Source organism: Mesorhizobium sp. P2_F5, assembly GCF_056403715.1.
Genome location: NZ_JBFUEY010000047.1, coordinates 1 through 14016, shown reverse-complemented (window position 1 = coordinate 14016; position 14016 = coordinate 1). Strand labels below are relative to the sequence as shown.

13 protein-coding genes are annotated in these 14016 nt (G+C 63.3%); 10 read left to right on the top strand and 3 right to left on the bottom strand.

What is annotated here, in order from left to right; genetic code table 11:
- Positions 1-186: 186 nt before the first annotated feature.
- Positions 187-612, bottom strand: a complete 426-nt coding sequence (locus tag AC1DYO_RS31840) for an OsmC family protein (RefSeq protein ID WP_477268583.1) — start codon at positions 610-612, stop codon at positions 187-189.
- A 213-nt stretch (positions 613-825) separates the two neighbouring features.
- Here AC1DYO_RS31840 and AC1DYO_RS31835 point away from each other — a divergent pair, with 213 nt between their 5' ends.
- Both AC1DYO_RS31835 and AC1DYO_RS31830 read left to right on the top strand, forming a co-directional pair.
- On the top strand, positions 826-1041 hold the full coding sequence (locus tag AC1DYO_RS31835) for a hypothetical protein (protein ID WP_477268581.1): 216 nt from the start codon (positions 826-828) through the stop codon (positions 1039-1041).
- The gene (locus AC1DYO_RS31830; protein ID WP_477268579.1) at positions 1038-1394 is read left to right on the top strand and encodes a YciI family protein; all 357 of its coding nucleotides are present in this window, start codon (positions 1038-1040) and stop codon (positions 1392-1394) included. The genes AC1DYO_RS31835 and AC1DYO_RS31830 overlap by 4 nt, the downstream gene beginning before the upstream one ends.
- Positions 1395-1411: 17 nt before the next feature.
- Here the strand turns inward: AC1DYO_RS31830 and AC1DYO_RS31825 are convergent, their stop codons facing one another.
- A complete protein-coding gene (locus AC1DYO_RS31825) occupies positions 1412-3019 on the bottom strand; it encodes a GMC family oxidoreductase (RefSeq protein ID WP_477268577.1) in 1608 nt (535 codons plus the stop codon).
- Between the two features lie 259 nt (positions 3020-3278).
- On the opposite strand from AC1DYO_RS31825, the gene AC1DYO_RS31820 reads away from it, so the two are divergent.
- Positions 3279-3809: a hypothetical protein gene (locus tag AC1DYO_RS31820; protein ID WP_477268575.1), complete on the top strand. Its 531-nt coding sequence runs from the start codon at positions 3279-3281 to the stop codon at positions 3807-3809.
- A gap of 229 nt (positions 3810-4038) precedes the next feature.
- Here the strand turns inward: AC1DYO_RS31820 and AC1DYO_RS31815 are convergent, their stop codons facing one another.
- Complete coding sequence (locus AC1DYO_RS31815; protein ID WP_477268574.1) at positions 4039-5295, bottom strand: ubiquinone biosynthesis hydroxylase; 1257 nt, start codon at positions 5293-5295, stop codon at positions 4039-4041.
- A gap of 112 nt (positions 5296-5407) precedes the next feature.
- On the opposite strand from AC1DYO_RS31815, the gene tesB reads away from it, so the two are divergent.
- The 7 genes from tesB (at position 5408) to AC1DYO_RS31780 (ending at position 13859) form a co-directional block, all read left to right on the top strand.
- Entirely contained in the window at positions 5408-6283 is an 876-nt protein-coding gene (tesB, locus tag AC1DYO_RS31810; RefSeq protein WP_477268572.1) for an acyl-CoA thioesterase II, read from the top strand.
- 218 nt (positions 6284-6501) lie between these two features.
- The gene (locus AC1DYO_RS31805; RefSeq protein ID WP_023670499.1) at positions 6502-6840 is read left to right on the top strand and encodes a P-II family nitrogen regulator; all 339 of its coding nucleotides are present in this window, start codon (positions 6502-6504) and stop codon (positions 6838-6840) included.
- Positions 6841-6871: 31 nt separating this feature from the next.
- Positions 6872-8230 carry an ammonium transporter gene (locus tag AC1DYO_RS31800; protein WP_477268570.1) on the top strand — a complete coding sequence of 453 codons (1359 nt, stop codon included), beginning with the start codon at positions 6872-6874 and terminating at the stop codon, positions 8228-8230.
- A gap of 332 nt (positions 8231-8562) precedes the next feature.
- On the top strand, positions 8563-8838 hold the full coding sequence (locus tag AC1DYO_RS31795) for a hypothetical protein (RefSeq protein ID WP_477268568.1): 276 nt from the start codon (positions 8563-8565) through the stop codon (positions 8836-8838).
- A 387-nt stretch (positions 8839-9225) separates the two neighbouring features.
- A complete protein-coding gene (locus AC1DYO_RS31790) occupies positions 9226-11892 on the top strand; it encodes a DNA translocase FtsK (protein ID WP_477268567.1) in 2667 nt (888 codons plus the stop codon).
- A 137-nt stretch (positions 11893-12029) separates the two neighbouring features.
- Positions 12030-12701 carry an outer membrane lipoprotein carrier protein LolA gene (locus AC1DYO_RS31785; RefSeq protein WP_181060924.1) on the top strand — a complete coding sequence of 224 codons (672 nt, stop codon included), beginning with the start codon at positions 12030-12032 and terminating at the stop codon, positions 12699-12701.
- 351 nt (positions 12702-13052) lie between these two features.
- Positions 13053-13859, top strand: coding sequence for an exodeoxyribonuclease III (locus AC1DYO_RS31780; RefSeq protein ID WP_477268565.1), 807 nt, complete (start codon positions 13053-13055; stop codon positions 13857-13859).
- Positions 13860-14016 lie beyond the last annotated feature (157 nt).

Genomic DNA, 14016 nt, shown 5'->3' with positions numbered 1-14016 from the left:
GTTCGGGTTCGATGGAACGGCGGACGAAGAACCAAGCTCTCCCACGGGCTTCCTGGCCCAAAGATGCGTCGGCCTCTCGTCCGCCACCGCATCCGCCATCATAACGGATTCGGCAAATGACAAGTTACAAGGATGCCGGCAGCCAGGTGAGGGGCAGCGCCGGCTTTTGCTACGAGGTGGTATGTCTCACCCCAGCTTCGCGTCGAGCGACACCTTGATGGCGCCGAGCGCCTTCGACACCGGGCATTCGGCCTTGGCCTTCTCGGCCAATTCCTTGAATTTCGCCGCATCGATGCCCGGCACCTTGCCGACCACGGTGAGGGCACTGCCGGTGATGCCGGTGCCGGGCACCAACGTCACCACAGCCTTGGCGTTGAGTTCGGTGGCGGGCGTGCCGTTCTCGGCCAGGAAATGCGAGAACTGCATGGCAAAGCAGCCGGCATGCGCTGCGGCGATCAACTCTTCGGGATTGGTGCCGGACTTGCCGCTTTCGTCCTCGAAGCGCGCCTTGAAGGAATAGGGCGTGCCCTTCAGGGTTCCGCTCTGGCTGTCGAGCGTGCCTTTGCCCTCTTTCAGATTGCCTTTCCAGATGGCGTTTGCGGTGCGGTCCATGAAGTCCTCCTTGATTGCAAGCGATAGCGCCGGCCAGGCGGCGTTCTCTTCAACTATAGCGCGGCGGCCGGGGAAGACCACCGCGCTGTTTCGGGATCGGGCACCGCCTCGCCTAATTTTTCCAAAAAAAATCTGCGTGCAAAAATGTCGACTTCTGTCGGCCCCGGCCGTCCTGCGGGCGGCCACGGATTCTCGTGGCGGATGGAGGTTCACATGAACAATCTGTTTTCTGCCCATTGGAATGGCCCCAGCGGAAGGGCCAGTCCGCGAAACATCGACTGCTCGCGACCCTCCGGCTTCGGCCGGCCGCTTACTGCGGTTGCCATCATCGGCATTGCGGTCAGCCTTCTCGACCATGTCGCTGCGGGGAAGGATGCCGCCGACACCGTGATCGCCTATGGTTCGTCTGAGCAAGGGAGCTGGAAATGAAATATGTCTGTCTGGTCTACGGCGAGGAAAAAGACCTCCATGCCATGACTTCAGCGCGAATGGCCAAGCTCGACGCCGATTCGATGGCCTATGACCGATCATTGGACCAGCAAGGCAAGCTGATCATCGCGCAGGCGCTGCAATCGGTGAAGACGTCGAAGACGGTGCGGCGGCGCCAGGGCAAGCGGCTGATCACCGACGGCCCCTTCGCCGAAACCAAAGAGCAATTGCTTGGGTTCGTCATGATCGAGGCGGCCACTCTCGATGAGGTGCTGGAGATCGCCGGCGAGATTCCGCTGGCCGAAATCGGCACCGTCGAGGTCAGGGCGATCTACGACGTACCGGGGTCCTAACCCGTTCGCCCGCAGATTTATACAGGTCGGCGGATCATGTCCGCCGCCTTCTCGGCGATCATCACCACCGGCGAGGCGGTGTTGCCGGAGACGATGCGCGGCATGATCGAGGCGTCGATGACGCGCAGGCCCTTGACACCGGTCACGCGCAGATCGGGGCTGACCACGGCGCGGTCATCGATGCCCATTCGGCAGGTGCCGACGGGATGGAAGATGGTCGTCGCGATCGAGCCTATCTGGTGCAGCAAGTCGTCGTCGGACTGGTGGGCGAGACCGGGCAGGATCTCTTCGGGGTGGAAGCCAGCAAGCGCCTTGGCGGTCATGATGCTACGCGCCTGGCGCACCGAGCGCAGCGCGATCTCACGGTCGCGGACGGTGGACAGATAGTTCAGCCGTATCTCGGGCTGCACGGCTAGTTCGCGTGTCGTGGCATGCACCGAGCCGACGCTGTCGGGGCGCAAATTGCAAACCGACATGGTGATCGCCGGGAACGGATGCAGCGGGTCGCCCAGCCGGTCAGTCGACAGCGGCTGGACGTGGTATTCCAGGTCCGGCGTCGCCATCGACGGATCGGATTTGCTGAACATGCCGAACTGGCTCGGCGCCATCGACATCGGCCCCGACCGGGCAAAAGCATATTGCAGCGCGATCCGCGCCTTGCCGGTCAGGCTGTTGGCAAGCGTGTTGAGCGTCAGCGCCGACGACACCTTGTAGACGGTGCGGATCTGCAGATGGTCCTGCAGGTTCTCGCCGACATCGGGGCTGGCATGAACCACGTCGACGCCGAGTGCGGCGAGGCGGTCCAGCTGGCCAACGCCGGAAAGCTCCAGCAGCTTCGGCGTGTTGATCGAACCTGCCGTCAGCAGCACCTCGCTCCTGGCCTTTGCCTCGATGGTTTCGCCGCCGGCTCGATAACGGACGCCGATCGCTCGCTTGGCTTCGAACAGCACCGTCTCGACATGGGCGTTGATGACCAGCCGAAGGTTGGGCCGCCGCAGTGCCGGGCGCAAAAATGCCTTGGCGGTGTTCCAGCGCACGCCCTTGCTCTGGTTCACCTCGAAGAAGCCGGAACCCTCATTGTCGCCGTCATTGAAATCCTCGCGCGGCATGATGCCGAATTCCTTTGCCGCCTCCTGCACCGTGTTCAGGATCGGCCAGGACAGACGTTGCCGCGCCACTTTCCACTCGCCGCCGGCACCATGCAGCTTGGTCTTGCCGCCATGATGGTCTTCGGATTTGAGGAAATAGGGCAGCACATCGTCCCAGCCCCAGCCGACATTGCCCATCTGCCGCCAGCCATCATAGTCCGCCGCCTGGCCGCGCATGTAGATCATGCCGTTGACCGAGGTGCAGCCGCCCAGAACCTTGCCCCTGGGATAGACCAGCGAGCGGCCGTTCAGGCCGGCTTCGGGGGCTGTCTTCATCATCCAGTCGGTGCGCGGATTGCCGATGCAATAGAGATAGCCGACCGGGATATGCACCCAGTGGTAATTGTCGCTGCCGCCGGCCTCGAGCAGCAGCACGCGCGTCGCCGGATCCTCGCTCAGGCGGTTGGCCAGCACGCAGCCGGCGGTGCCTGCGCCGACGATGATGTAGTCATAGTCGCCATCGAGCCCTTGGGTCATTGCGGTGTTCTACTCGGTCCTGCGGCCTGTTCGGCCCAGAACGATCGCAGCGTATCGGCGAGGCCGCAATAGGCGCGATAACGCCTGTTGTAGTGTTCTTGCATGGCCGGGTCCGGACGACAGGCGGCGCTTGGCCCGGGACCTCGGTGTGTGGAAGCTCGACGGGCCAGCTCTGTTTTCTTCACCGGATGCAATTCTTGCGTGTTGAAGCAACGTCGGAGTTCTCATATCGTCGCCGGAACTTCCGGGGGAATTCGACATGCCTTTCCTGATTGCTATTCTCGGCGTGCTGGGAGCCGGGGCGTTCTGGTGGTACCGCATGAAGGCCATGAACGACGCCGCGCGCGAGGTCGCCGACGTCGTCGGGCGCGTCCAGGGCAACATAAGGCGCAAGAAGCTGCGCAAGCAGGCGGCACTGTCGCCGCTGACGGCGATCGATGATCCTGTCGTGGCGGCGGCGACGCTGATCACCGCCATGGCCGCGGAGCATGGCCCTATCCTGCCGAAGCGCGAAACCGTCATCCGCGAGGTGATCTCGCAGATTGCCGAGAACCAGAAGAAAACCGACGAGGCCGTCGTCTACGCCAAGTGGGCCTCCGCGCAAATCGACGACACGACGATCGTCATCGACAAGCTGGCGCCCTTCCTGCGCGAGCGCCTCGATCCGCACGAGCGCGAAGATCTGCTGCAGATGCTGAACCGCGTCGCGCAAGGGGGCGAGCAGAGCTTCAGGATCGCCGACCAGCGCATGCTGCGGCTGCGGCAGAAGCTGGGTTTCGAAGTGAACTAGGCTGTGCCTGATATTTAGGGCAGTTGCTTGGGATTCAATCCACTTGCAATCGTTGGCGCTGCCCCTCACCTGCCTGCCGGCATCCTCTCCCGTATAGTGACGGGGAGAGGGGTCGCTCTCATCGCTGGCTGCGCCAATCGCCAGCGTTGCAAGAATGGCGCCGAGGCTGGCAGGGCAATGAGGCGCGGCGCTGACTTTCGATACCTTGCCACTCAAACGCGGCAGGCGGTCAGATCGCCTCGCCCTTGAGCAGCCGCGGTGTGTCGCCTGAAAGCCCCGACGCCTGGCGGATGAAGAACTCTTTCAGCCTGGGCATGCGTTCGACCAAGCCGAGGCCGATGTCGCGGACCTGGCGCAGCGGGCCGATGTCGTTGGAAAACAGCCGGTTCAGCACATCGGTGGTGATGCCCATCTGCACGGTGTCGAAACGGCGCCACTGCTGGTAGCGCTCGAGCACGTCGAGCGCGCCGATGTCCTGTCCCAAGCGATCGGCTTCGACCACCACCTCAGCAAGGGCCGCCACATCCTTGAAGCCGAGATTGAGGCCCTGACCGGCGATCGGGTGGATGCCGTGGGCGGCGTCGCCGGCAAGCGCGATGCGCGGGGCGACGAAGGCGCGTGCAATGGTCAGGCTGAGCGGCCAGGCGCGCGGCTTGTCGGTGACGCGAATCTCGCCGAGCTTGAGGCCGAAGCGCAGTTCCAGTTCATGCTCGAAGACGAGGTCGTCGCCGTCGACCAGTTTTTGCGCGTCCTCCGAGCGTTCGACCCAGACCAGCGACGAACGATTGGTGCCGTCCTCGGTCGGCTTCAGCGGCAGCGTCGCAAACGGGCCGGCGGGCAAGAAATGTTCCTCGGCGCGGCCATTGTGCGGGCGTTCATGCGCCACCGTGCAGACGATGCCGGACTGGCCGTATTCCCATTTCACCGTCTTGATACCAGCCATGTCGCGCAATTTGGAATTGACGCCGTCGGCGGCGACCAGCAGCCGCGCCTTCAGCGTCGCGCCGTCGGCCAGATGCACGGTGATGCCGGCGCCATTGCTGTCGAAGGCGCTGACGGCGACACCTTCGATGATGTCTATGCCGAGCTTCTTGGCGCGGCGGCGCAAGGCGCCGTTTAAATCCTTGTTGGCGACCATATGCGCGAACGGTTCGCCCGGCGCGACCTCGCCGTCGAAGGTGAGAAACACCGGGCGCACCGGATCGGCGGTGCGCGAATCGGTGACGATCATCTCGGTGATCGCCTGCGATTGACCGACGATTTCTTGCCAGACGCCGAGCTGGTCGAGCATCCGGCAGGCAGCGGCGGCGATCGCCGAGGCGCGGCGGTCTTTCTGCCAGACGCCGGCGGGGGCTGCATCGACGACGGCGACCGCCAGGCCCGGCCGCGCCTGTTTCAGCGACACGGCGGCGGCGAGGCCGACATAGCCGGCGCCGGCGACCAGCACGTCGAGCGGGGTTGTCGCGTCGGTCTTGCGGTCTGCCATGTCAATTCCCTTTCGAAGTCTCGACCGTCCGCCCCACTGAGGCATTCCGGCCTTGACTGCCCGCCATTCCTGTCGGAAACCGCCATAGCATCTTACGGCGAGGTCACGAAACATGACGGCGGCCATGGACGAGCTTCTCAGCATTCTCGACCTCGAGCAGCTGGAACACAATCTGTACCGTGGTCGCAGCCCCAAGCTCGACTGGCAGCGCGTCTTCGGCGGCCAGACCATCGCCCAGGCGCTGGTCGCCGCGCAGCGCACCGTCGAGCCCGAGCGCCACGTGCATTCCCTGCACGGCTATTTCATGCGGCCGGGCGACACCAAGGTGCCGATCGTCTACGAGGTCGACCGCATCCGCGATGGCGGCTCCTTCACCACGCGGCGTGTGGTGGCGATCCAGCATGGACAGGCGATCTTTTCACTGGAGGCCTCGTTCCAGCAGGACGAGGTCGGTCTCGAGCACCAGCTGCCGATGCCGCGCGACGTGCCGGCGCCCGACAGCCTGTTGTCGCAGCGCGAATTGCTGGGCAAGTTCGGCGAGGCGGTGCCGGACGGCATCAAGCGCTACTGGGAGCGCGACCGGCCGATCGAGATGAAGCCGGTGATGCTGAAGCACTACACCAGCCGCGAAAAGCTGGAGCCGCAGCAGAACATCTGGATCCGCACCACCGGCCCGGTGCCGGCCGACCGCGGCACCCAGGCGGCGGTGCTGGCCTACCTCTCCGACATGACGCTGCTCGACACCTCGACCTTCGCCCATGGCCGTGCCATTTTCGACCGCGACATCCAGGCGGCGAGCCTCGACCACGCTATGTGGTTCCACCGCAGCCATCCGCTCGACGACTGGATCCTGTACACGCAGGACAGCCCGTCGACGCAGGGGTCGCGCGGTTTCACCCGCGGCTCGCTGTTTGCCCGCGACGGCACGCTGATCGCCTCGGTTGCCCAGGAAGGCCTCATCCGCCTGAAGCGCCCGCCTGCCGAATAGGCATTTTCTAAAAATTGCCTATTTTTTAATCAGTGACTGTCCTGTGACGATGTGCACTTTGCTGCTGCGCCCTCGGCAATCTGTTTGTTTACAATGAGTTAACACCCTGCTTCGGCAACTGGCACGGAGCTTGAATCCTGTCGGGCACTCTCCGGGCTCTTTGGGATCGGTGAAGGTGTGCAAACGCGGGGGACCGCAACAGCAAAGGGTGAAACCTTATGAAAATCGTGATGGCAATCATCAAGCCGTTCAAGCTCGACGAGGTGCGCGAAGCGCTCACCGCCGTCGGCATCCAGGGCCTGACCGTCACCGAAGTCAAAGGCTACGGGCGTCAGAAGGGACATACGGAAATCTATCGCGGAGCGGAATACGCGGTCAGTTTCCTGCCGAAAATCAAGATCGAAGTCGCGGTCAGCACCGACCTGGTCGACAAAGCCGTGGAAGCCATCACGGCGGCGGCAAAGACCGGCCAGATCGGCGACGGCAAGATCTTCGTCTTCGGCATCGATCAGGCGGTGCGCATCCGTACCGGCGAAACAGACACCGACGCGCTCTGAGCGGCGAACACGTATTCCAATGGAGAGTTCAATGAATATTCCTTCCACCTTGAAGACGACGGGACGCGCGGCCGCACTCGGCTCGCTCGCTCTCGCAGCATTGGGCAGCGTCGCCGCCTTCGCGCAGGAAGCAGCCCCCGCGGCCGCGGCTGCCGCCCCGGCGGCGCCGACGCCCGTGCTCGATACCGGCAACACCGCCTGGATGCTGACTTCGACGGCGCTGGTGCTGATGATGACCATTCCCGGCCTGGCGCTGTTTTACGGCGGCATGGTGCGCAAGAAGAACGTGCTCGCCACCATCATGCAGAGCTTTGCCATCACCTGCCTGGTGACGATCCTGTGGTTCATGTTCGGCTATTCGCTGGCCTTTTCGACCAATGATTCCGCCAGCATGAACAGCTTTATCGGCGGCGCCTCGAAATTCTTCCACCATGGCATCACCACCTCGTCGCTATGGTTGCCCGGCGTGGCGAACATTCCCGAGTTCGTCTTCTCGATGTTCCAGATGACGTTTGCCATCATCACGCCGGCGCTGATCGCCGGTGCCTTTGCCGAACGCATGAAGTTCTCGGCGCTGCTGATCTTCATGGCGCTGTGGCTGCTGGTCGTTTACGTGCCGGTCGCGCATTGGGTCTGGGGTGGCGGCTTCCTCGGTACGGCTGGCGTTCTCGACTTCGCCGGCGGCACGGTCGTCCACATCAACGCCGGTGTCGCGGGTCTGGTCTGCGCGCTGGTTCTCGGCAAGCGCGAAGGCTACGGCACCGTCAACATGGCGCCGCACAACCTGGTCTATTCGGTGATCGGCGCTTCGCTGCTGTGGGTCGGCTGGTTCGGCTTCAACGCCGGTTCGGAACTGGCGGCTGACGGCCTTGCCGGTGCCGCCATGCTCAACACCCAGGTTGCCACCGCCGCGGCGGCTCTGGCCTGGATGTTTGCCGAATGGATCGTCGCCAAGAAGCCCTCCGTGCTCGGCATTATCTCAGGTGCGGTTGCCGGCCTCGTCGCGGTGACGCCGGCTTCCGGTTTCGTCAACCCGACCGGCGCCTTCATCGTCGGTATCGTCGCCGGCGTGCTCTGCTACATCTCGGCGGTCAAGGTGAAGCACATGTTCGGCTATGACGACTCGCTCGACGCCTTCGGCGTGCATGGCGTCGGCGGCATCATCGGTGCGCTGCTCACCGGCGTGCTCGCCGATCCGGCGATCAACAGCCTGTCGTCGGGCGCCTCGCTCGGCAAGCAGGTCTACGGCGTTGCCGTCACCATCATATGGACGGCGATCGCCACCCTCGTGATCCTCTACATCGTCAAGGCGCTGGTCGGCCTGCGGCCCAGCACCCAGGAAGAGGTCGAAGGTCTCGACATCAGTCAACATGGCGAGGTGGTTCCGTAAGGCCACTTGCCAACGGGACCGGCGGAACCCTCCTCCCGCCGGTCCCCCAATTTGCTGTTTTATTAAGCAACTTCGGACGGAAAACCGCTGAACACTTTTCCTGGAGTTGCTTGGAGAAATCCCGTCGTGACGCTCCCGAAAAGGGCTCACGCTTTGAGGCCCGGGTCATTCCGGGCCTCTTTTTTTGGTAAAGCATTCCTTCGATCCACGATTCCGCGCAATCACGTTCGTGTGATGGCCCTCAGCGAGGAAACATCCACCGAATCGGTCCCGAACTGTAGAAACGGTTGTCACTCCGGCGGCCGCCGCAAACGACAGGGAAGGAATTCGATATGAACCTGAGGAACATCTGCCTCGGCGCAATGGCGCTGGCCATGGTCAGCGGCCCGGTTTTCGCCGGCGCGCTCGACGAACCCGACAATATGGCGCCGTTCTTCACCGATTCCGGCATGATGAAGATGAAGCCGATGGAGGAGTTCAAGGCGGCCTTCATGGCGATGCCGATGGAAAAGCAGGAAGCGATGAAGAAGGAATGCAACGACGCGGCAATGAGCAAGCCGCATGCCGAATTCTGCGCCAACGTCCAGGCGCTCGGCGGCGCCAACTGACGTTCGATGCAAGTGATGGCGGGCCAAAGTGCCCGCCATTGCCGTCAGCGTCCCCCGCGCGGGGGATGAAAGCGCCTGACGGGTGTGGCATCCGGTGACGGGGCCGCGGGTTCGCGATCTGGCTCGAACGGGAAGTCACGCATGAAAAAAGTCTACGAAAAGCCAACGCTGACAAAGCGCGAAAAACTTTCCGCCGTCATCGCCATGGCGTCGGTGCCGATAGATTGACCTTCTGCTCGTCTCAACTCGCTTGAGTGGACTGCGCAAGATCGCAACCGGCCGCCTTATAGTTAATGCGGCCTTAACCTTCCCCCCGATAGTCTGACATCCGAATCTGCCGGAGTGCGTCATGCGCCCGGCCAGTCCATGACAGACGGGGAACGAAGCATGCGTTCAGGGGCTTCAGCACCGCTCGCGCTGACCGATACGGGGCACGGCATCCAGGCATTCGCGCGGCGCCAGGTCGGGCGGCTGGTCGGCGCCGGCCTGTTTGCGCTGGTCGCTTTCGGCGTTGCGGCGCTCGCCACCTGGAACGTCGCCGATCCGAGCTTCTCGCACGCCACCGACAACATCGTCACCAACGCCATGGGCTATGCCGGCGCGGTGTTCTCCGACCTCGCCATGCAGTTCTTCGGCCTTGCCGCGGTTGCCGCTCTGGTGCCGGCGGTGATCTGGGGCTTCCTCCTGTTTTCGGCGCGTGGCGTCGACAGGCTGCCGAAGCGCGGCCTTGCCTGGTTCGGCTTCGCGCTGCTTGCCGCGGCAATGGCCGGCTGCGTGGTGCCGCCCAAGACGTGGCCGTTGCCGACCGGCCTCGGCGGCGTGTTCGGCGACATGGTGCTCAATATCCCCGGCCTGGTCATTGGCGGCTACCCGACCGGCATCATTGCCAGCATCATTGCCATGATGCTCATTGCGCCGGCGGTGTGGCTGTTTGCCTACGGCTCGGCGCTGATTGCGCGCAAGAACGGCTTTGCCGTGATGGAGCGCAGTGCGGAGCCCGATCCCCGCGAGGACGATCTGCTCTTCGACGAAGACGAGGACGAGGGCGATGAAGGCATACTGGCGCTTGGCGCCATCACCCATTGGTGGCTGTCGTTCCGCGCCTGGATGCACCGCCGGGCTGTGCGCCGCCAGCAGGAGCGCGACGAGTACGAGCCGGAGATGGAGCAGCGCTCCACCGCATGGCGCCGTGCCGCCGAACGGGTCGAATCGGCGGAATTTGCCGAATCGCGGATGAGCCCGGATGGCCGCGCCCGCGTCGAGCCGGAATTCTTCGCCGCCATGGTCAATGATCGCAGCGTTTCCGTCGATCCGGACGATGACGACGTCCTCGACGCCGGTTTCGACAATGGCGACGAGGAGGTCGAGTTCGACGACGAGCCGGTCCAGCGCCGTGCCGCGCCAAACGCCAAGGTGCAGAATTTCCGCTCCGACGCGGCGACCCGCGTCGCAGCACCTGCGCCGCGTCCCGCTCCGGGCGCGCGCGTCCAGCGCGAGGCGCAGACCTCGCTGATCGGCTCGGAAACTTTCGAAATGCCGTCGCTGCATTTCCTGTCGGAGCCAAAGAATGTGGTGCGCGACGCCAGCCTGTCCAAGGACGCGCTGGAGCAGAATGCGCGCCTGCTCGAAGGCGTGCTGGAGGATTTCGGCGTCAAGGGCGAGATCATCGCGGTGCGGCCCGGCCCGGTGGTCACGCTCTATGAACTGGAACCGGCGCCCGGCATCAAATCGTCGCGCGTTATCGGTCTGTCCGATGACATCGCCCGTTCGATGAGTGCCATTGCCTGCCGTGTCGCCGTGGTGCCCGGCCGCAACGCCATCGGCATCGAACTGCCGAATGCCAAGCGCGAGACGGTCTATCTCAGGGAGATCATGGCCAGCCGCGATTTCGAGACCACCAAGGCGAAACTCGCGCTGGCGCTGGGCAAGACCATCAATGGCGAGGCGGTTATCGTCGACATCGCCAAGATGCCGCACGTGCTGGTCGCCGGCACCACCGGCTCCGGCAAGTCGGTCGCCATCAACACCATGATCCTGTCGCTGCTCTACCGGCTGACGCCGCAGGACTGCCGGCTGATCATGATCGATCCGAAGATGCTCGAACTTTCGGTTTATGACGGCATCCCGCATCTGCTGACGCCGGTCGTCACCGACCCGAAGAAGGCAGTTGTGGCGCTCAAATGGACCGTGCGCGAGATGGAGGACCGCTACCGCAAGATGTCCAAGGTCGGCGTGCGCAACATCGACGGCTTCAACGCGCGCGTGCAATTGGCCGAGAAGAAGGGCGAAAAAATCTCGCGCACCGTGCAGACCGGCTTCGACCGGCAGACCGGCGAGGCGATCTACGAAACCGAGAATCTCGACCTCGAGCCGATGCCTTACATCGTCGTCATCATCGACGAGATGGCCGATTTGATGATGGTCGCCGGCAAGGACATCGAGGGCGCGGTGCAGCGCCTGGCACAGATGGCGCGCGCCGCCGGCATTCACGTCATCATGGCGACGCAACGTCCGTCGGTCGACGTCATCACCGGTACCATCAAGGCCAATTTCCCGACCCGCATCTCCTTCCAGGTGACGTCGAAGATCGACAGCCGCACCATTCTGGGCGAACAGGGCGCCGAGCAGCTGCTCGGCATGGGCGACATGCTCTATATGGCCGGCGGCGGCCGTATCCAGCGCGTGCACGGCCCGTTCGTCTCCGACGACGAGGTCGAGAGGATCGTCGCGCATCTGAAGCTGCAGGGCGTGCCCGAATATCTCGACGCCATCACCGAGGATGATGGCGATGACGATGACGACGAGCCATCGGGCAAGGGCGGTTCCGGTGGCGGCGGCAATTTCGAGGATTCCGACGATCCTTATGACCAGGCGGTGGCCGTGGTGCTGCGCGACGGCAAGGCCTCGACCAGCTATATCCAGCGAAGGCTCGGCATCGGCTACAACCGCGCCGCGTCGATCATTGAGAAGATGGAGAAGGAAGGCATTGTCGGCCCGGCCAACCATGCCGGCAAACGCGAGATCCTGGTGCCGACGGAGGACGACAAATTCTGATCAGCTGATGCGACCGGCGGCAACCTTGAACCTTTTGGGACGTTACAGCGACTGAGTGCCGTCCGGTCCGCCAAACTTAAGTCTAACTGGGGGTCCACGGACTGCAACGAGACACACACCACACGAGAGTGACCGGCATGAAAAACGATCTCAGCGATTTCGCTCCAAACCGCCGCCAACTGCTCGGCCTCGGCCTGGTTCTTGCCGGCGCCGCGGCCGTCAACGTCATGCCGGGGTTCCAGCTTCTGGCCTCGGCGCAAGCGGCGGTGCCGCCGGCGGCGCAAAAGATCGCCGACCACTTCTCCTCGGTCAAATCGATGAGCGGCGAGTTCGTCCAGTTCGGCCCCAACAACCAGCAGACCGGCGGCAAGTTCTTCCTCGAGCGGCCGGGCAAGATCCGCTTCAACTATGACGGCAAGTCGAATTTCCGGGTGATTTCCGACGGCAAGTCGGTGGTCATCCTCAACCAGCGGTTGAAAACGTCCGATCTCTATCCGCTGTCGAAGACGCCGCTGAAGCTGTTGCTCGACAACCGGATCGACCTCTCCGGTGGCCGCGTCAAATCGATCAAGGAAGAGAGCGACCTCACCACCATCCAGCTCGCCGACAAGTCGGTGTTCGGCAATTCGAAGATCACCATGATGTTCGATCCGAAATCCTATGATTTGCGCCAGTGGACCATCACCGACGCGCAGGGCAAGGACACCACGGTGATGATCTACAACACCAAGGAAGGCGTCAGCTTCCCGCCGGACACGTTTGCCATCGACTATACGGCCAACCGCGAGCTGAACACCAAAACCAGATAGCGTTCTGCTTCTGCGGAAAGCTTTCCAAGCCTTGGCGCTGCCCCTCATCTGGCTGCCGCCATCTTCTGCCCGTGAACGGGGAGAAGGACGCTGGCCTCGACCTTGGCGCCCATTCAGCAACGTCTATGATTGGCGAAACCGCGGGTGACAGCCTCTTTCTCCCCGTGAACGGGGAGAAATGCCCGGCAGGGCAATGAGGGGCGGCGCCGTGGTCAACGATTGGCCTGGCTTGTTTTTACAACGCGTGGCTGGCAGTAGTTTCCGGGATCGCTCTTTTAAAAAGGCGTCATTTCCCGTCGAGACCCATTTCGGTCCTGGCAGGTCTTGCGCTGCCTCGGACCGGACTTCTGCATGCCCTTCACAGTCGCCACCTGGAACATCAACTCCGTGCGCCTGCGCATGCCGATCGTCGAGCGGCTGCTGAGCGAGCAGGCGCCGGATGTGCTTTGCCTGCAGGAGACGAAGGTTCCGGACGAGCTGTTTCCGGAAAAGGCGTTCCGCAAGGCGGGCTACGAGCACATCGCCTTCCATGGCCAGAAGGGCTACCACGGCGTGGCGACGGTGGCGCGGCGGCCGATCGAGATCGTCGAGAAGCGGCGCTTCTGCGAGATCGACGACAGCCGCCATCTGTCGGTCAAGGTCCAAGCTGGCGGCAAGGCGATCCTGATTCACAATTTCTATGTGCCGGCCGGCGGCGACGAGCCCGATCCAGAGATCAACCGCAAATTCCGCCACAAGCTCGATTTCGTCGCCGAGATGAACGCCATCCGCGCCGCGCATGACGAGGCGTCCGCCTCGATCCTGGTCGGCGACCTCAACATCGCGCCGCTGGAGCATGATGTCTGGTCGCACAAGCAATTGCTCAACGTCGTCAGCCACACGCCGGTCGAGACCTCGAATTTCGAGGCGATGCGGATAGCCGGCGACTGGGTCGACCTGATGCGGCTCAACGTGCCGCTTGAAGAAAAGCTCTACACCTGGTGGAGTTATCGCGCGCACGACTGGGAAGCGTCGAACCGCGGCCGCCGGCTCGACCATGTCTGGTCGTCACCGAACCTGGTGCCCAGTTTTGCCGGCTACGAAATCCTGCGCGCCGCACGCGGCTGGGACCGGCCGTCGGACCATGTGCCGGTGATTGCACGGTTCGATCTGATTTGATGCCTAAAGCGTGTTGCGATTAATCGGCCTCATATCCGGCCGCTTTGAAGAAGTTTCTGCATTCGGTTGGCTCGAACAGATGGCAGATATCGCCGAGAGCCTCGCAGAGTGCATCGAAGCTTCTGGCCGCCTTCTTTCGCAGCCTCGCCTCTCGCCT